This window comes from Nesterenkonia sp. K-15-9-6 (assembly GCF_052656005.1).
The window spans coordinates 65,560-85,154 of the sequence record NZ_JBQYEY010000005.1 but is presented as its reverse complement, the minus strand read 5'-3'; the positions used below and the strand labels follow the sequence as shown (position 1 = coordinate 85,154).

The following is a 19,595-nucleotide window of genomic DNA, read 5'->3' as shown; positions in this document are numbered from 1 at the left end:
GGGCCCTCCTGCGGATCAGCCGTGGGGATCAGATCACTTCAGGATCTTGGTCACACGACCGGAGCCGACGGTGCGGCCACCCTCGCGGATGGCGAAGCCGAGGCCCTCCTCCATGGCGATGGGCTGGATGAGCTCCACGGTCATCTCGGTGTTGTCACCGGGCATGACCATCTCGGTGCCCTCCGGCAGGGAGATCACACCGGTCACGTCCGTGGTCCGGAAGTAGAACTGCGGACGGTAGTTGGTGTAGAAGGGGTTGTGACGGCCGCCCTCGTCCTTGGACAGGATGTAGACGTTCGCCTCGAAGTCGGTGTGCGGGGTGATCGAGCCCGGAGCGGCGACGACCTGGCCGCGCTCCACGTCGTCACGCTTCAGACCGCGCAGCAGCAGACCGCAGTTCTCGCCGGCCCAGGCCTCGTCGAGCTGCTTGTGGAACATCTCGATGCCCGTGACGGTGGTCTTCTGCTTCTCGCGGATACCGATGATCTCGATCTCGGAGTTGATCGACAGGGTGCCGCGCTCGGCGCGACCGGTGACCACGGTGCCGCGACCGGTGATGGTGAAGACGTCCTCGATCGGCATCAGGAACGGCTTGTCCTTGTCGCGCTCCGGCTCCGGGATGAACTCGTCGACGGCGTCCATCAGGTCCTCGACGGTCTTGACCCACTCGGCGTCGCCCTCGAGGGCCTTCAGGCCGGAGGTGCGGATGACCGGAGCGTTGTCGCCGTCGAACTCCTGGTCCGACAGCAGCTCGCGGACCTCCATCTCGACGAGGTCCAGAAGCTCCTCGTCCTCGACCATGTCGGCCTTGTTGAGGGCGACCAGCAGCGCGGGGACGCCGACCTGGCGGGCCAGGAGGACGTGCTCACGGGTCTGGGCCATCGGACCGTCGGTGGCGGCGACCACGAGGATCGCACCGTCCATCTGAGCGGCACCGGTGATCATGTTCTTCACGTAGTCGGCGTGGCCGGGAGCGTCGACGTGCGCGTAGTGACGCTTCTCGGTCTGGTACTCGACGTGGGAGACGTTGATCGTGATGCCGCGCTCGCGCTCCTCGGGAGCGTTGTCGATGGACGCGAAGTCACGCTGCTCGTTCAGGTCCGGGTACTTGTCACCCAGCACCTTGGAGATGGCGGCGGTCAGAGTGGTCTTGCCGTGGTCGACGTGACCGATGGTGCCGATGTTGAGGTGCGGCTTGGTCCGCTCGAACTTTGCCTTGGCCACAGGTTCCTCCTATAGAACTTGTTCAGGTCAGAAGACTTGCTATCAGCCGCACAGGTGAACAGGCTGAAACTCTCGCAAGTCTACTGGGGCGCATGGTATTTGGTGAAATTCTCCGGATGGCCTGCGGGCCCGGGTTCACCGGTTCCCGCATGGGTGTTGCGACGACGGGACGACTCCGGAGCTCATCCCGCCCTCGGTCCGCTTCCCCCGGCGACCGGGACGGTCCCCGGGGGAAGCGGACGATGAGCGTCAGGCGCGAGGGGTCACCTCACTCGCCGCGGCTCTTCTCGATGATCTCCTCGGCCACGGCCTTGGGAACCTCGGCATAGGAGTCGAACGACATGGTGAAGACCGCGCGGCCCTGAGTGCGCGAACGCAGCTCACCGATGTAGCCGAACATCTCCGACAGCGGCACCGCGGCCTTGACGACCTTGACACCGGAGGCGTCGTCCATGGACTGGATCTGACCACGGCGCGAGTTCAGGTCACCGATGACATCGCCCATGTACTCCTCGGGAGTACGGACCTCAACAGCCATCATGGGCTCGAGCAGCACCGGGTTGGCCCGCTTCACGCCCTCCTTGAACACCTGGGAGCCGGCCAGCTTGAAGGCCATCTCGGAGGAGTCGACGTCGTGGTAGGCACCATCGGTGAGCTCGGCCTTGACGCCGACCATCGGGTACCCGGCCAGCACGCCCAGCTGCATGGCGTCCTGGATGCCGGCGTCCACCGAGGGGATGTACTCACGCGGGATGCGACCACCGGTGACCTTGTTCTCGAACTCGTAGAGCTCGCCCTCGCTGGTGTCCAGCGGCTCGAAGTTGACGAGCACCTTCGCGAACTGACCGGAACCGCCCGTCTGCTTCTTGTGGGTGTACTCGACCTTCTCGACGCGCTTCTTGATCGTCTCGCGGTAGGCCACCTGCGGCTTGCCGACGTTGGCCTCGACCTTGAACTCGCGCTTCATGCGGTCCACGAAGACGTCCAGGTGGAGCTCGCCCATGCCGCCGATGACGGTCTGGCCGGTCTCGTCGTCGAGAGAGACGGTGAAGGTCGGGTCTTCCGCCACCAGCTTCTGGATGGCGGTCGACAGCTTCTCCTGGTCACCCTTGGACTTCGGCTCGATGGCCACGTTGATGACCGGCTCGGGGAAGGTCATCGACTCGAGCACGATCGGCTGCTCCGGGTTGCACAGGGTGTCACCCGTGGTGGTGTCCTTCAGACCGATCACCGCGTAGATGTGGCCGGCCTGCACCTCCTCCACCGGGTTCTCCTTGTTGGCGTGCATCTGGAACAGCTTGCCGATGCGCTCCTTCTTCCCCTTGGTGGAGTTGAGGATCTGCGCGCCGGAGGACAGCTGACCGGAGTACACCCGGATGAAGGTCAGGGTGCCGAAGAACGGGTGCGAGGCGATCTTGAACGCCAGCGCCGCGAACGGCTCGTCCTTGGACGGGCGGCGGGTGAGGATGGCCTCCTCGTCGCCCGGCTTGTGGCCCTCCATGGACTCGACGTCCGCCGGCGACGGCAGGTAGTCCACGACGGCGTCCAGCATCGGCTGCACGCCGCGGTTCTTGAACGCGGAGCCGCAGAAGACCGGGTAGGCCTCGCCCGCGACCGTGAGCTTGCGGATGCCGACCTTGAGCTCATCGATGCTGAGCTCCTCGCCCTCGAGGTACTTCTCCATGAGCTCCTCGTCGGCCTCGGCCACGGCCTCCACGAGCTGGTTGCGGTACTCCTCCGCGCGCTCCTGCAGGTCCTCGGGGATCTCACGGGTCTCGTACTCCGCACCCATGGTCACGTCACCCTTGGCGTCACCCGGCCACACCAGGGCCTTCATCTGGAGCAGGTCGATGACGCCGATGAAGTCGCTCTCGGCACCGATCGGCAGCTGCATGACCAGCGGCTTGGCACCCAGGCGCTCGACGATGGTGTCGACGGTGAAGTAGAAGTCCGCACCCAGCTTGTCCATCTTGTTGACGAAGCAGATGCGCGGCACGTTGTACTTGTCGGCCTGGCGCCACACGGTCTCGGACTGCGGCTCCACACCTTCCTTGCCGTCGAACACGGCGACGGCGCCGTCGAGCACGCGCAGGGAGCGCTCCACCTCGACGGTGAAGTCGACGTGGCCCGGAGTGTCGATGATGTTGATCTGGTTGTTCTCCCAGAAGCAGGTCACCGCGGCAGAGGTGATCGTGATGCCGCGCTCCTTCTCCTGCTCCATCCAGTCCGTCGTCGACGCGCCGTCGTGGGTCTCACCGATCTTGTGGTTGATGCCCGTGTAGAACAGGATGCGTTCGGTCGTGGTGGTCTTACCGGCATCGATGTGAGCCATGATGCCGATGTTGCGGACCTTCTTCAGGTCGGTGAGCACGTCTTGTGCCACGGTTGATCCCCTTGTCCTCTCAGGTCTCTCTCAAAAGGGTGGAGCCGCCGGCGGGGCCGCCGACTCCGTTCAGCCTACGCGGCCCGCCCGCACCGGTGAAGCCTCGTCCCGCAGGACGGCGGCCGACCGGGCACGGGCGGGATGCTCCGCGCAGACGCCCGCTCACCAGCGGTAGTGGGCGAAGGCCTTGTTGGACTCGGCCATCTTGTGCGTGTCCTCGCGGCGCTTCACAGCGGCGCCGAGGCCGTTGGAGGCGTCGAGGATCTCGTTCATGAGGCGCTCGGTCATCGTCTTCTCGCGGCGGTCCTTGGCATAGCCGACCAGCCAGCGCAGCGCCAGCGCGGTGGCGCGACCCGGCTTGACCTCGACGGGCACCTGGTAGGTGGCGCCGCCGACGCGGCGGGAGCGGACCTCGAGGGCCGGGCGGACGTTGTCCATGGCCTTCTTCAGGATGCCGACGGCGTCCTCGCCGGTCTTCTTGTGGACGCCCTCGAGGGCGCCGTAGACGATGCGCTCGGCGGTGGACTTCTTGCCATCGACGAGCACCTTGTTGATCAGCTGGGTGACCAGCGGGGAGCCGTGGACGGGGTCCTGGACGAGCGGGCGCTTGGGTGCGGGTCCCTTACGAGGCATTACTTCTTCTCCTTCTTCGCACCGTAGCGGCTGCGGGCCTGGCCGCGACCCTTGACACCCTGGGTGTCGAGGGCGCCGCGGACGATCTTGTAGCGGACACCGGGGAGGTCCTTCACACGACCGCCGCGCACGAGCACGATCGAGTGCTCCTGCAGGTTGTGCCCCTCGCCGGGGATGTACGCGGTGACCTCGACGCCGCCGTTCAGGCGCACACGGGCGACCTTCCGGAGTGCGGAGTTCGGCTTCTTCGGGGTCGTGGTGTACACACGGGTGCAGACACCGCGACGCATCGGGCTGCCCTGCAGGGCAGGGGTCTTGTTCTTGGCAACCTTGGGAGTGCGCCCCTTGCGCACCAGCTGCTGAATAGTAGGCACTATGCGTTCTCCATACGTGGTTCGGGCTTGACGATCTGTGGACGGGCCGCAGACCGGTCGAGCTGAGGGATGCTCTGAAGATCCCGCGTGCGATCGGTTCTGACACGATCCGCGGGAAAAGCCCCTGGGCGTGCAAAAATGTGGCATTCGTTGCGCACCTTCCCCGCAACCCGGACCGAGTCCCTCTGCCACACAGAAACAATCGAGTCAACGATACCAGCTGGGGCGGATCCTGGCGAAACGGGGCGACCGGCGGGACCCTGCGCCCCTGCGGCCACCCCGTCCGGCATGCAGCCGGTGAGCATCCGCCGCGGCCCATCACAGAGCATGGAGGGCACTTCCGCAGGCCTTCAGCGGACCGCTCCCCCACCCGTATCAGCCTCTTCGTCCGGCCTCTCCTCGTCCGGCATCTCCTTGCGCACCGCCTCCTCGTCGGACGCCGTCCCTGACGCGGCGACCTCTGCCTGCGGCACGGCCACACCTGCCCACGCCTGCCGACGCAGCTCCCGACGCCGGCGGTCCCGCCGGACCAGCCACCCGACGCCGACACCAGCCACCACCAGCACGGGGATCCAGGGCACGAGCACCCCGGCCACCACCAGCACCCCGTCGGCGGTGCGCAGCAGCCCGTTCCAGCCGGACTGGAGACCGCCCACGAATCCGTCGGCGCGCACCGCGGCGACGCGTCCGTCGATGAGCTCGAGCCGCAGGGTCGACATCTCCACCTGATCCGCCAACGCATCCCGCTGTGACACCAGAGACTCCAGCTCCGTCTGACGGTCGCTCAGCGTGGTCTCCGCCGCGAGCAGCTCCTCGCTGGTCTCCGCCTGCTCCATGATCTCCAGGAGGCGATCCACCGAGATCTCCAGCGCCTCGATCCGGGCATCCAGATCGCGAGCAGTCCCGGTGACGTCCTGAGCGCGCTGACTCAGGTCATGGACGTCGCCGAGGCCCTCGAGGTCGTCCAGCAGCTCGGCGAGATCCTCGGCCGGCACTCGCAGCGTCAGAGTCGCCAGGCTGAGCCGACCGTCGTCGTCGGTGCTCTCCCGGCGTGCCTCCACATGACCGCCATACCCCTCGACCTGCTCGACGACGCTCGTCACCGCCTCGGCGACGTCGCGGACCTCCACCTCGGCGGAGGCTGTGGTGACCACCTCTCGATCCTCCGCGTCGGCGTCCGGGCGGGTGCGCTCCTGGCCCGGCGCCTCCGGCGCAAAGTCTTCGGCCGCCTCGTGATCCACGGCCCACTCCCCGCCTTCCGCCCCGTCCGCCTCGCCATCACCGGCTCCGCATCCGGTCAGCAGGAGCACCGCCACCACCAGCGCGGCCACCGCTTGCAGCCCCCGCAGGACCGCTCCGCCGGCCCCGCGCGCCCTTCCCGTCGCCCTCATGATCCGCCCCTCCGCCGCCTGAACTTTGCAACTGTGAATCCATGATGACAGCAGCGACGGGCGAGGACAAGAGCCCGGGGGCCCTTCACCGAAACCCTGCCCTGGCGGGCGACGCGTCTCAGACGCACGAGAGCCCGGACCCCTGGCAGGGTCCGGGCTCTCGAGTGCTCACCTCAGACTGTGGCAGCCCGCGGTGCGCGGAGGTCAGCGGAAGTCGACCTCAGTGTTGTAGTCATCCAACGGGATGGCGTGGAACTCTCCCTCACCCTCCGCGCCGGCGTAGTCGAAGCTGGAGCCGTAGAGGCTCGGCCCGGTGAACAGGTTCGCCTTGGCCTCCTCCGTGGGCTCCACCGCCGACTGCGTGTAGCGGTCCAGACCGGTGCCGGCCGGGATGAGCTTACCGATGATCACGTTCTCCTTCAGGCCCAGCAGCGGGTCGGACTTGCCCTCCATCGCCGCCTGGGTCAGGACACGGGTGGTCTCCTGGAAGGAAGCCGCCGACAGCCACGAGTCCGTGGCCAGCGAGGCCTTGGTGATGCCCATCAGCTCGTCACGACCGGAGGCCGGCTGGCGACCCTCGGCCACGGCCTTCCGGTTCTCCCGCTGGAAGCGGAACCGGTCGGTCAGCTCACCGGGCAGCAGGTCCGTGCCGCCGGACTCGATGACGGTGATGCGCCGCAGCATCTGCCGGACGATGACCTCCACGTGCTTGTCGTGGATGCCCACACCCTGGGACTGGTAGACGTCCTGGACCTCGGAGACCAGGAACTTCTGCGCAGCCCGCGGGCCGAGGACGCGGAGGACCTGCTTCGGGTCCACCGCACCGGCCACCAGCTGCTGGCCGACCTCGACGTGCTGGCCGTCCTCCACCAGCAGACGGGCACGACGCAGCACCGGGTAGGCCTGCTCCTCCGAACCGTCGTCCGGGGTGAGCACGAGGCGCAGCTGCTTGTCCGCATCCTCGAGACGCACACGGCCGGCGGTCTCGGCGATCGGCGCCACACCCTTGGGGGTGCGGGCCTCGAAGAGCTCCTGAATACGGGGCAGACCCTGGGTGATGTCGTCCGCCGACGCGATACCACCGGTGTGGAAGGTACGCATCGTCAGCTGCGTGCCGGGCTCACCGATGGACTGGGCCGCGATGATGCCCACGGCCTCACCGATGTCCACGGTCTTGCCCGTGGCCAGCGACCGGCCGTAGCACAGCGAGCAGGTGCCCACCGGCGACTCACAGGTCAGCACGGAGCGGACCTTGATCTCGGTCACGCCAGCCTCGAACAGCCGTGCGATGAGGACGTCGCCCACATCGGTGCCGCCCTCGGCGAGCACGGTGCCCTCGGCGTCCACGACGTCGACGGCGAGAGTCCGCGCGTAGGCGGAGTTCTCGACGGCCTCGTGGAGCTTCAGCTCGCCGTTCTCGTCGGCCACAGCGATCGGCACGGTCAGGCCGCGCGACGTGCCGCAGTCCTCCTCGCGGACGATGACGTCCTGGGAGACGTCCACCAGACGACGGGTCAGGTACCCGGAGTTCGCGGTCTTCAGCGCGGTGTCCGCCAGACCCTTACGGGCACCGTGGGTCGCGATGAAGTACTCGAGGACCGACAGGCCCTCTCGGTAGGAGGACTTGATGGGCCGCGGAATGATGTCACCGCGCGGGTTGGTCACCAGACCACGGATCCCGGCGATCTGCCGGACCTGGAGCCAGTTGCCTCGAGCACCCGAGGTCACCATCCGGTTGATGTTGTTGAGCTCGTCCATGCCCTTCTGCATGGCACCGGCCACCTCGTCGGTCGCCTTGGACCAGATCTCCACCAGCTCGGCGTGACGCTCGTCGTCGCCGATCAGACCCATGTCGTACTGCGACTGGACCTTGGCGGCCTGGTCCTCATAGGCGTCCATGATGGACTGCTTGTCCATGTCGGAGGTGATGTCCGAGATGGCCACCGTCACGCCCGAACGCGTCGACCAGTAGAAGCCGGCGTCCTTGAGGTTGTCCAGGGTGCGCGCCGTCGCCACGGTGGGGTACCGCTCGGCGAGGTCGTTGATCAGCGCGGAGAGCTGACCCTTGTCCGCGGCCGTGTCCTGCCAGGGATAGTCCGCCGGCAGCAGCTCGTTGAACTTCACCTTGCCCAGCGTGGTCCGGATGACGGCCCGCTGGCCCTGCTCCCAGCCCTCGGGAGCGGGGACATCGGCCGAGGGGACGAAGTTCTCCACCGCGATGGACACCGGAGCGTTGAGGTGCAGCTCCTTCAGGTCGAAGGCCATCTGCGCCTCACCCACGGAGGCGAAGGCACGACCGGCGCCGACCTCGTCCTCCCGGACGGTGGTCAGGTGGTGCAGACCGATGATCATGTCCTGCGAGGGCAGGGCCACCGGGCGGCCGTCCGAGGGCTTCAGGATGTTGTTCGAGGACAGCATCAGGATGCGCGCCTCGGCCTGTGCCTCCGGGCTCAGCGGCAGGTGCACCGCCATCTGGTCGCCGTCGAAGTCCGCGTTGAACGCCGCACAGACCAGCGGGTGCAGCTGCAGGGCCTTGCCCTCCACCAGCTGCGGCTCGAAGGCCTGGATGCCCAGACGGTGCAGGGTGGGGGCACGGTTCAGCAGCACCGGGTGCTCGGTGATGATCTCTTCGAGCACGTCCCAGACCTGGGAGCGCTGACGCTCCACCATCCGCTTGGCGGACTTGATGTTCTGAGCGTGGTTGAGGTCCACCAGGCGCTTCATGACGAAGGGCTTGAACAGCTCCAACGCCATCTGCTTCGGCAGACCGCACTGGTGCAGCTGCAGCTGGGGGCCGACCACGATGACCGAACGGCCCGAGTAGTCCACGCGCTTGCCCAGCAGGTTCTGACGGAAGCGTCCCTGCTTGCCCTTGAGCATGTCGGACAGCGACTTCAGCGGACGGTTGCCCGGCCCGGTGACCGGACGACCGCGACGACCGTTGTCGAACAGCGAGTCCACAGCCTCCTGGAGCATGCGCTTCTCGTTGTTGACGATGATCTCCGGAGCACCCAGGTCCAGCAGACGCTTCAGACGGTTGTTGCGGTTGATCACCCGGCGGTACAGGTCGTTGAGGTCGGAGGTCGCGAAGCGGCCGCCGTCCAGCTGGACCATCGGACGGATCTCCGGCGGGATCACCGGCACGGCGTCGAGCACCATGCCCTCCGGCGAGTTGCCGGTGGACAGGAACGCGTTGAGGACCTTCAGACGCTTCAGGGCGCGGGTCTTGCGCTGGCCCTTGCCGGTGCTGATGGTCTCCCGCAGCTTCTCGGCCTCGGCGTCCATGTCGAAGGTCGCCAGACGCTTCTGGATCGCCTCGGCGCCCATGAAGCCCTCGAAGTACTGGCCGTAGCGGGCCCGCAGCTCGCGGAACAGCGCCTCGTCGCCCTCCAGGTCCGAGACCTTGAGGTTCTTGAAGCGGTCCCAGACCCTCTCCAGCTGCTCGATCTCGGCGTCGGCGCGCTTGCGGATCTGCGCCATCTGCTTGTCGGCGGCGTCGCGGGCCTTCTTCTTCTCCGCGGCCTTGGCACCCTCGCCCTCCAGGCGCTCGAGGTCGTCCTCCAGGTCCTTCGCGACGGCGGCGATGTCCGCGTCGCGCTGGTCCGCCAGGTGCTTGACCTCCTGGTCGTACTCGGCCTGCAGGTTCGGCAGGTCCTCGTGACGACGGTCCTCGTCCACGGAGGTGATCATGTAGGCCGCGAAGTAGATGACCTTCTCCAGGTCCTTCGGAGCCAGGTCCAGCAGGTAGCCCAGACGCGAGGGCACACCCTTGAAGTACCAGATGTGGGTCACCGGGGCGGCGAGCTGGATGTGGCCCATCCGCTCACGACGCACCTTGGCACGGGTCACCTCGACGCCGCAGCGCTCACAGATGATGCCCTTGAAGCGCACCCGCTTGTACTTGCCGCAGTAGCACTCCCAGTCCCGCGACGGTCCGAAGATCTTCTCGCAGAAGAGTCCGTCCTTCTCCGGCTTCAGGGTGCGGTAGTTGATGGTCTCCGGCTTCTTGACCTCACCGTGGGACCAGCTGCGGATGTCGTCACCGGTGGCCAGCGCGATGCGCATGGTGCCGAATGAGGATTCGTTGGACATAGTCCTGTGTCTCTCTTTTCTCTCTCAAGATTCGTGACGCGATGACTGCCGTCGCCGACTGCTCTCAGCCGGCGACGGCGCGGGTGAGGCTCAGACCTCTTCGACCGAGCTGGGCTCCGCACGGGAGAGGTCGATGCCCAGCTCCTCGGCGGCGCTGAACCCGGACTCCTCCGCGTCACGCATCTCGATCGCGCTGCCGTCGGCGGAGAGGACCTCCACGTTCAGGCAGAGCGACTGCATCTCCTTGATCAGGACCTTGAACGACTCCGGAACACCGGGCTCCGGAATGTTCTCGCCCTTGACGATGGCCTCGTAGACCTTCACACGGCCGTGGATGTCATCCGACTTGATGGTCAGCAGCTCCTGCAGGGTGTAGGCCGAGCCGTACGCCTCCAGGGCCCAGACCTCCATCTCGCCGAAGCGCTGACCGCCGAACTGCGCCTTACCACCGAGCGGCTGCTGGGTGATCATCGAGTACGGACCGGTCGAGCGGGCGTGGATCTTGTCGTCGACCAGGTGGTGCAGCTTCAGGATGTACATGTAGCCGACCGAGATCCCGTCCGGGAACGGCTCGCCGGAGCGGCCGTCGAACAGCTGGGCCTTGCCGTCGGGCCCGACCAGCCGCTCACCGTCGCGGGTGGTGTTGGTCGAAGCGAGGATGCCGGTGAGCTCGTCCGCCTCGGCACCGTCGAACACCGGAGTGGCGACCTTGGTCGGCCCGGTCTCGCGCGGCAGGTTCGGCAGGTTCTTCAGCCACTCGGGCTCGCCCTCGATGGTCCAGCCCTGCTTCGCGGCCCAGCCCAGGTGCAGCTCCATGACCTGACCGATGTTCATACGACCGGGCACACCCAGCGGGTTGAGCACGACGTCGACCGGGGTCCCGTCGGCCAGGAACGGCATGTCCTCGACCGGCAGGATCTTGGAGATCACACCCTTGTTGCCGTGACGGCCGGCGAGCTTGTCGCCGTCGGTGATCTTGCGCTTCTGGGCCACGTAGACGCGCACCAGCTGGTTCACGCCCGGAGGCAGCTCGTCGCCGTCCTCCGCGTCGAAGATGCGCACACCGATCACGGTGCCGGACTCGCCGTGGGGCACCTTCAGGGAGGTGTCACGGACCTCGCGGGACTTCTCGCCGAAGATGGCGCGCAGCAGGCGCTCCTCCGGGGTCAGCTCCGTCTCACCCTTCGGGGTCACACGGCCGACCAGGATGTCCCCGGCCTCGACCTCGGCACCGATGTGGATGATGCCGCGCTCGTCCAGCTGGGAGAGCATCTCGTCCGAGACGTTCGGGATGTCCCGGGTGATCTCCTCCGCGCCCAGCTTGGTGTCGCGCGCGTCCACCTCGTGCTCCTCGATGTGGATCGAGGTCAGGACGTCGTCCTGCACCAGGCGCTGCGACAGGATGATCGCGTCCTCGAAGTTGTGGCCCTCCCAGGACATGAACGCGACCAGCAGGTTCTTGCCCAGGGCGATCTCGCCGTACTCCGTGGACGGACCGTCGGCGATGATCGACTGCCGCTCCACCCGGTCGCCCTCGGAGACCCGGACACGCTGGTTGTAGGTGTTGCCCTGGTTCGAGCGCTCGAACTTCATGATCGGGTAGTGCGTCATGGTGCCGTCGTCGTTCATGACGGAGACCAGGTCCGCCGCGACCTTGGTGACCACGCCGGCCTGCTCGGCGGTCACGGAGTCGCCGGCGTCGACTGCGACGTACTTCTCCATGCCCGTGCCGACCACCGGGGACTCGGACTCCAGCAGCGGCACCGCCTGGCGCTGCATGTTGGCACCCATGAGCGCGCGGTTGGCGTCGTCGTGCTCCAGGAACGGGATCAGGGCGGTCGCCACCGACACCATCTGGCGCGGAGAGACGTCCATGTAGTCGATGTCCTCGGCGCCGACCAGCACCGGCTCGCCCTCACCACCGCGCTGACGGCACAGGACCTGCTCCTCAGCGAAGGAGCCGTCCTCAGTCAGCGGCGCGTTGGCCTGAGCGATCTGGGCCGCCAGCTCGTCATCGGCGGTCAGGTACTCGATCTCCTCGGTGACCTTGCCGTCGACGACCTTGCGGTACGGCGTCTCGATGAAGCCGAAGCGGTTGATACGCCCATAGGTCGCCAGCGAGCCGATCAGACCGATGTTCGGACCTTCAGGGGTCTCGATCGGGCACATGCGGCCGTAGTGCGACGGGTGGACGTCACGGACCTCCATGCCCGCGCGGTCACGGGACAGACCGCCCGGGCCCAGCGCGTTCAGACGCCGCTTGTGCGTCAGACCGGCCAGCGGGTTGTTCTGGTCCATGAACTGCGAGAGCTGCGAGGTGCCGAAGAACTCCTTGATGGAGGCCACCACGGGACGGATGTTGATCAGCGTCTGCGGGGTGATCGCCTCCACGTCCTGGGTGGTCATGCGCTCACGCACCACCCGCTCCATGCGAGACAGGCCCGTGCGGACCTGGTTCTCGATCAGCTCGCCCACCGCACGGATGCGACGGTTGCCGAAGTGGTCGATGTCATCGATCTGCACGGGCAGGTCGATCTGCTCGCCGTCGCGCAGACCCTTGATGGTCTCGCGGCCGGCGTGCACCGCGCACAGGTAGTGGATCATCGCCACGATGTCCTGCTCGGTGAGCACCGAGGCGTCGGCGTCGGTGAAGTCCTTGTCCACGCCCAGCTTGCGGTTGAGCTTGTAGCGGCCCACCTTCGCGAGGTCGTAGCGCTTCGGAGTGAAGTACAGGCCCTTGAGCAGGCCCTCGGCGGCTTCGACCGTCGGCGGCTCTCCCGGACGCAGCTTGCGGTAGATGTCCAGCAGCGCGTCGTCCTGGGTCTCGAAGGTGTCCTTCTCCAGGGTGGCGCGGATGGAGTCGTAGTCGCCGAACTCCTCGATGATGCGGGACTCGGTCCAGCCCAGCGCCTTCAGCAGTGCGGTGACCGGCTGCTTGCGCTTGCGGTCCAGACGCACGCCGACCTGGTCGCGCTTGTCGATCTCCAGCTCGAACCACGCGCCGCGGGACGGGATGATCTTCGCGGTGAAGATGTCCTTGTCGCTGGTCTTGTCCGGGGTGCGCTCGAAGTAGGCGCCCGGGGAACGGACCAGCTGCGAGACGACGACGCGCTCGGTGCCGTTGATGATGAACGTGCCGCGGTCGGTCATCAGCGGGAAGTCGCCCATGAACACCGTCTGCTGCTTGATCTCGCCGGTGTTGTGGTTCATGAACTCGGCCTTGACGTACAGCGGAGCCGCGTAGGTGGTGTCGCGCTCCTTGCACTCGGCCATCGGCATCTTCGGGTCGGCGAATTCCGGCTCGGAGAAGCTCAGGGACATGGTGCCCTGGAAGTCCTCGATGGGGGACATCTCTTCGAAGATGTCCGCCAGGCCCGAGGTGTCGGAGACGCCCTTGATGCCCTTCTGGCGGGCCTCCTCCACGCGGGCGGCCCAGCGCTCGTTGCCCACCAGGCGGTCGAAGGAGTCGATCTGCAGAGCCAGAAGCTCCGGGACATCGAGGGGTTCGTGGATCTTTGCGAATGAGAGTCGGCCGGCGTATTCAGCGGTACGGGCCGAGGCAGCGGTTTGAATTGAGGTGCTCGAGGCGACCAAGAGGGATCCTTCCACAGACCTTCGTAGCTTCCTTGGCACGCTTCCCCGTCCCCGCGCACGCGGACGGTGTCTGGCCGATCCGACGCCGGGCAGACGTCAGGCGGTCCAGCTGTGAGGAGGAGACGATGCAGGTGCCCACCGCTATTTGAAGGCACGCGCATAGAGGGGAGGCGCAAAAGTACAGCATAAACGACGAGTACGCAGACGCGCAACGCCGCGTCGTGGAGATCACACGCACCGGCGGTGTCGATGAGAGGCGGACGTCCGACGCCGAACCGGCGGGACTGAGTTCCGAGGCAAGATTCTAGCACCGGCGCCGCGGTCACGCATGCGCCGCGCAGGGGCGCGGCGGGGCTCAGTGAGGTGACGGCGGCACCGCCTCAGGGCCGGAGCCGCTCCAGATGCCGGGCCATCACCGCGGCCATGTCCACGCGCGGATCCAGCAGCCACTGGGCCTGGAGGCCGTCGGCCAGCGCGACGAGCTCCAGGGCCGTCTCCTCCGGATCCAGCTCCGGTTGCACGTCCCCCTGGAGCTGAGCGGCGCGCACGGCGCGGGCGAGCCCGGCCAGCACGCGCTGCTGGCGCGTACGGAAGTACTCATGGGCGGGATGCCCGGAGTCCGCCGCCTCCGCCTGCAGCCGCGTATAGAGGTGGATCAGACCCGGCACCTCGGCATTGCGCCGGAGGATCTCCACGAAGCGCCCCAGCTCCAGGGGGACGGCGGCCAGATCGGGCCCGCCCGGCGCCGACCCGTCCGGCGCGCTCCGGCGCGGCGCGGGGTCGCCCGCCGCGACGGCGGCGTCGACCTCGTCCCGAGCGCGCAGCACCTCGATGAAGAGCTCCTCCTTCGTGCCGAAGTGATGCAGCAGCCCCGCCTGGCTCAGCCCGACGGCATCGGCCAGCTCCCGCACGGAAGCGCTGGAGTAGCCGCTGCGGGCGATGACCTCCAAAGCGGTGCGCAGGATCTCTCGGCGCCTGGCCAGACCTTTGGCATAGGACCCTCGTCTCCCCATGGCGGCGATTCTACGGCCCCGTCCGCCGACGCTTGCCGCACGAAAACCGAGTGGCGTACAGTTTTGGACAGTGAGGCGGACCACATCGACTCCGGGTCGTCCGTCCACCTCTCCCATCTCCGCTCCGGAAGGACCCCTCATGACCACACCCGCCACACCTTCCTCCCTCGGCACCGACAGCTCCCCCGACCTCTTCGCCGATGCCGAGCCCCGCGACGTCGTCGCCCGCCTGAGCCTGGAGCAGAAGGCCGAGCTGGTCACGGGCGCCACCTTCTGGACCACCGCCGCCGTCGAGGAGGCCGGGATCCCGGCGATCATGGTCACCGACGGCCCCCACGGACTCCGCAAGCAGGGCGGAGCCGCCGACCATCTGGGCCTGGAGCAGAGCGTGCCCGCCACCTGCTTCCCGCCCGCGGTGGCCCTGGGCTCCGCCTTCGACACCGACCTGGCCGAACGCGTCGGCGCCGCCATCGGCGCCGAGGCCCGCGCCGAAGGGGTCGGCGTCGTGCTGGGCCCGGGCCTGAACATCAAGCGCTCCCCGCTGTGCGGCCGCAGCTTCGAATACTTCTCCGAAGACCCCCTGGTCTCCGGCGAGCTCGCCGCCGCCGTCACCCGAGGCATCCAGTCCCGCGGCGTGGGCGCATGCCTGAAGCACTTCGCGGCGAACAACCAGGAGCATGACCGCATGCGCGTCTCCAGCGACGTGGACGCCCGCCCCCTGCGGGAGATCTATCTGCGCGGCTTCGAACGGGCGATCGCCTCCGCCCGCCCGTGGACGGTGATGAGCGCCTACAACAAGATCAACGGCGTCTCGGCCTCCGAGGACCCCTGGCTGCTCACGGAAGTGCTGCGTGACCAGTGGGGCTTCGACGGCCTGGTGATCTCCGACTGGTTCGCCGTCGGCGACCGAGTCGAGGCGCTGCGAGCTGGACTGGACCTGGAGATGCCGACCACCGGAGGCGCCAGCCAGGAGCAGGTCATCGCCGCGGTGCAGGAGGGCGACCTCGACGAGGCGGCCCTGGACCGCTGCGCGGCGCGCGTGGTGGAGCTGGTGCAGAAGGTCCAGGCCGGGGCCCGCACGCCGGCGGTGGACGTCGACGTCCAGGCACACCACGCGCTGGCCCGCGAGGCCGCCGCACGCTCCGCCGTGCTGCTGAAGAACGACGACGAGATCCTGCCGCTGGATGCCAGCGCCTCCGTGGCGGTCATCGGCGAGTTCGCCCGCACTCCGCGCTACCAGGGCGCCGGCAGCTCACAGATCAACCCGACCCGGGTGGACGACGCGCTGACCGCCATCACGGCGGCGTCCCGGGCCGAGGTCCGGTTCGCCCCGGGCTTCCCCCTGGAGGGCGCCGAGGAGACCGCCTCCGGGACGGCCGAGTCCCTGCGCGCCGAGGCGGCGGAGGCCGCCGGCGCTGCCGACGTCGCCGTCGTCTTCCTGGGACTGCCCGCCGCCGACGAGTCCGAAGGCTTCGACCGGGAGCACCTCGACCTGCCCGCCGAGCAGCTGAACCTGCTCGAGGCCGTCGTGGAGGCCAACCCCCGCACCGTGGTGGTGCTCTCCCACGGCGGCGTCGTGGCGCTGCCCTTCGCCCAGACGGTGCCGGCGATCCTGGAGGGCTGGCTGCTCGGCCAGGCCGGCGGATCCGCCACCGCCGACCTGCTCTACGGGACGGCCAATCCCTCAGGACGGCTCACCGAGACCATCCCGCTGCGGCTGGCCGACTCTCCCGCCTACCTGGACTTCCCCGGCGAGCACGGGCACGTCCGCTACAGCGAGGGGATCTTCGTCGGATATCGCTGGTACGACGCCCGGGGCCTCGAAGTCGCCTTCCCCTTCGGCCACGGGCTGAGCTACACGTCCTTCGACCACACCGACCTCCAGGTCCGCGCGGACGACGCCGGGCTGCACGTGCAGACCACCGTGACCAACGTCGGCGAGCGCGCCGGCCACGAGGTCGTACAGGTCTACGTGGGTCGGCCGGGCTCAGCCGTGACCCGCGCCCCGCGCGAGCTGAAGGCCTTCGCCGCCGTCGAGCTGGCCGCCGGCGAGTCCCGGACCGTGGAGCTCACGGTGGCCCGCGAGGACCTCGCCCACTGGGACGTCCGGCTGGACGGCTGGGTGGTCGAAGGGGGCGAGCACGTGGTCGCCGTCGGCGCCAGCTCGAGGGACCTGCGGCTGCAGGCCTCAGCGGAGGTGCCCGGAGATGAGGTGGCGCTGCCGCTGACGGAGGACTCGACCCTGGGCGACGCGCTCGCCCACCCGGTGGTGGGTCCGGAAGTCCGCGCCGCCGTGGAGGCCGACCTCGCCGCCGACGGGGCCGACGGAGGTGCCGGAGACGTGTTCAGCGCCGAAGGGCTGCTGAAGATGATGGAGTCCTTCCCGCTGGGCCGGATCAGCGCCTTCCCTGGCGCCGGCCCCGACCGTGAGCAGGTGGCCGAGCTGATCGCCCGCACACAGCGGGACTGAACCGGCAGGGCTGGGTGACGGCTGGCCCTCTGTCCCGGTCTGTCCGTCCCCGCGCAGGACTCCCCGTGCTGGAACGATCCAGATGCCGCGGGCCGCGTCTTCTCCGCCCGGACCTGGGACGTTCACCACCAGTCCATCCTCTCTCCCTACGGTGTGCCTGGAACGGTCCAGCCCCGGTCAACCGACCGTCGCCGGGCCCTCACAAGTCACGCGCCTGAGAGGATCTGCCGCCATGCCGGCCATACCCGCACGCCCCCGCACCGACACCGACTGCACCGTCCGGGGCCCCGTCAGCGTCCTTCGGCACCCTGTCGCCGGACTCGCCCTGACGACGCTGCTGCTCACCGCGTGCGGAGGGGCCGCCGCGACCGACGCTCCGGAGCACGACGCCGACGCTGCGACGGCGACCGGTTCGCCCGTGCTGTCCGAGGAGCGCACGGTCCCAGCGGGCCAGGCCCCGGACCTTCAGCAGCAGGTGGACCACGGTGAGCTGCCGCCCCTTGACGAGCGTCTGCCGGCCGAGGCCGTCACGATCCTCGGTCCCGACGGCGTCGGCCGGTACGGCGGCGAACTCCAGCTGGCGATGAACGGCAACGACGACGACTCCCTGATCCGGCGCTATGCCGCCTATGAGCCCCTGGTCCGCTGGGACGGGGACTGGTCCTCTGAGCTGACGCCCGGCGTCGCCCGGGACTGGGAGATCAGCGACGACGCCACCACCTTCACCTTCCACCTGCAGGAGGGGATCCGCTGGTCCGACGGCGAGCCGTTCACCGCCGATGACATCGTCTTCGGCTACGAAGAGGTGCTGATGAACGAGGACCTCACCCCTGCTCCGGTGGAGTACCTCATGGACCCCGAGGGCAACTGGCCCGACGTCACGGCCGTGGACGAGCACACCGTCGAGCTGCGGTTCCAGTCCCCGCACGGCCTGTTCCTCATGCAGCTGGCCCGCGCCGAGGAGGACGGCAAGTTCCACCGCTTCCCCCGGCACTACCTGGAGCAGTTCCACCTGGACCACAACCCCGAGGCGGACCAGCTCGCCGAGCAGGAGGGGTACGAGGACTGGACCGAGATGTTCACGGCCAAGGGCTGGGTGACCCTGGGCACCGGGTTCGACTCCCGATGGATGAACACCGAGCTCCCGCAGCTCAACGCCTACCTCATCGAGACCCCGGCCTATGAGGGCACGCGCGTGACGGCTGTGCGCAATCCGTACTTCTGGAAGGTGGACGCGGAGGGCAACCAGCTGCCCTACATCGATCGTCTGGTCTTCGACGTCTTCGACAGCCAGGAGGTCATCGCCTTCCGCGCGGCCGCTGGCAACATCTCCTACCAGGACCGGCATTTCGACCACGACTTCCGGCCCCTGCTGGCCGAATCCATGGAGGAGAACGGCTACAGCCTCCTCGACGTCACCTCCACGGATATGAACACCCTGCTCTTCAACCTCAACCACAGCCACCCGGATGAGGACATGCGGGAGATCCTCACCGACCGAAGCTTCAAAGCTGGGCTGTCCCACGCGCTGGACCGCGAGGAGATCATCGAGCTGGTCTATTTCGGCCAAGGCGAGCCGGCCCAGGCCGCCCCGCGGGAGGGTTCTCCGTATCACCATTCGGAGCTCGCCGGCCAGCACCTGGAGCATGACGTGGACCTGGCTGATGAGCTGCTCGACGAGGTCCTGCCCGAGCGCGACGACGAGGGCCGGCGACTGGGACCGGACGGGAGGCCGTTCAGCATCGCCGTGGACGTGGCCGCCGACCGTTCTGTGGAGCACGCCAGAGTCCTGGAGCTCGCCCAGGGCTACTGGGAGGCGGTCGGGATCGCTCTGGAGATCCAGACCATGGACCGTGATCTGCGCAATGAGCGACGCGACGCCGGCGAGTTCGACGTCTACGTCCGCGACGGGTCCGCCGGTCTGCAGGACGCCATCCTGCGGCCGCACTGGTACATGCCCTTCGGCGATTCCGGCGCCTACGCCTGGTCCTGGGGCTCCTTCTACCTCGACGGCGAGGACGCCGGAGAGGCCCCGCCGGAGGACTCCCCGGCCTGGCGCCAGTGGGAGATCTATGACGAGATCCTGGTCACCGCCGATCAGGAGAGGCAGACCGAGCTGATGGAGGAGCTGCTGGACGTCTCCGCCGAGGCTTTCTGGACCATCGGCATCTCCACCAGCCCCAACAGGGTCGGCGTGGTCGCCGACGGTCTGCGAAACGCCCCCCATCAGCTCTTCGAGGCCAGCGCGTATCAGAACCCAGGCCCGTCCTACCCCGCGGTGTGGTGGTGGGAGGACCCGGAGCAGGCCGTGGCCGACGACGAGGAGGCGGCCCAGCAGCACGCCGACGACGCCGACGACGACGATCTCCCGGCAGACCGGTGACCCGCCGCATCACCGGGACGGCCCTGCCCATGACCGCG

The 19,595-nt window shown here is 68.0% G+C and carries 10 protein-coding genes; 2 read left to right on the top strand and 8 right to left on the bottom strand.

Annotated elements, in window-relative coordinates:
• Positions 1-33: 33 nt before the first annotated feature.
• From tuf to SD455_RS04765, 8 genes are all read right to left on the bottom strand, one after another.
• Positions 34-1,224: an elongation factor Tu gene (gene tuf, locus SD455_RS04800; RefSeq protein ID WP_070161794.1), complete on the bottom strand. Its 1,191-nt coding sequence runs from the start codon at positions 1,222-1,224 to the stop codon at positions 34-36.
• Between the two features lie 268 nt (positions 1,225-1,492).
• Complete coding sequence (gene fusA / locus SD455_RS04795; protein ID WP_070161796.1) at positions 1,493-3,607, bottom strand: elongation factor G; 2,115 nt, start codon at positions 3,605-3,607, stop codon at positions 1,493-1,495.
• Positions 3,608-3,769: 162 nt separating this feature from the next.
• The gene (rpsG, locus tag SD455_RS04790; protein WP_070161799.1) at positions 3,770-4,240 is read right to left on the bottom strand and encodes a 30S ribosomal protein S7; all 471 of its coding nucleotides are present in this window, start codon (positions 4,238-4,240) and stop codon (positions 3,770-3,772) included.
• Entirely contained in the window at positions 4,240-4,614 is a 375-nt protein-coding gene (gene rpsL, locus SD455_RS04785; RefSeq protein ID WP_070161800.1) for a 30S ribosomal protein S12, read from the bottom strand. Before rpsL ends, rpsG begins: the two co-directional genes overlap by 1 nt.
• Positions 4,615-4,964: 350 nt before the next feature.
• Complete coding sequence (locus SD455_RS04780; RefSeq protein WP_083277714.1) at positions 4,965-6,005, bottom strand: DUF4349 domain-containing protein; 1,041 nt, start codon at positions 6,003-6,005, stop codon at positions 4,965-4,967.
• Positions 6,006-6,209: 204 nt separating this feature from the next.
• Positions 6,210-10,097 carry a DNA-directed RNA polymerase subunit beta' gene (locus tag SD455_RS04775; RefSeq protein WP_085437745.1) on the bottom strand — a complete coding sequence of 1,296 codons (3,888 nt, stop codon included), beginning with the start codon at positions 10,095-10,097 and terminating at the stop codon, positions 6,210-6,212.
• Positions 10,098-10,187: 90 nt separating this feature from the next.
• Positions 10,188-13,691, bottom strand: a complete 3,504-nt coding sequence (rpoB, locus tag SD455_RS04770; protein WP_070161804.1) for a DNA-directed RNA polymerase subunit beta — start codon at positions 13,689-13,691, stop codon at positions 10,188-10,190.
• A gap of 380 nt (positions 13,692-14,071) precedes the next feature.
• Complete coding sequence (locus tag SD455_RS04765; protein WP_445507401.1) at positions 14,072-14,704, bottom strand: TetR/AcrR family transcriptional regulator; 633 nt, start codon at positions 14,702-14,704, stop codon at positions 14,072-14,074.
• A gap of 139 nt (positions 14,705-14,843) precedes the next feature.
• Between SD455_RS04765 and SD455_RS04760 the strand changes: the two genes are divergently transcribed.
• Positions 14,844-17,174 carry a glycoside hydrolase family 3 C-terminal domain-containing protein gene (locus tag SD455_RS04760; RefSeq protein WP_445507400.1) on the top strand — a complete coding sequence of 777 codons (2,331 nt, stop codon included), beginning with the start codon at positions 14,844-14,846 and terminating at the stop codon, positions 17,172-17,174.
• A gap of 232 nt (positions 17,175-17,406) precedes the next feature.
• Positions 17,407-19,557, top strand: a complete 2,151-nt coding sequence (locus SD455_RS04755; RefSeq protein ID WP_445507399.1) for an ABC transporter substrate-binding protein — start codon at positions 17,407-17,409, stop codon at positions 19,555-19,557.
• The last annotated feature ends 38 nt before the right edge of the window (positions 19,558-19,595 follow it).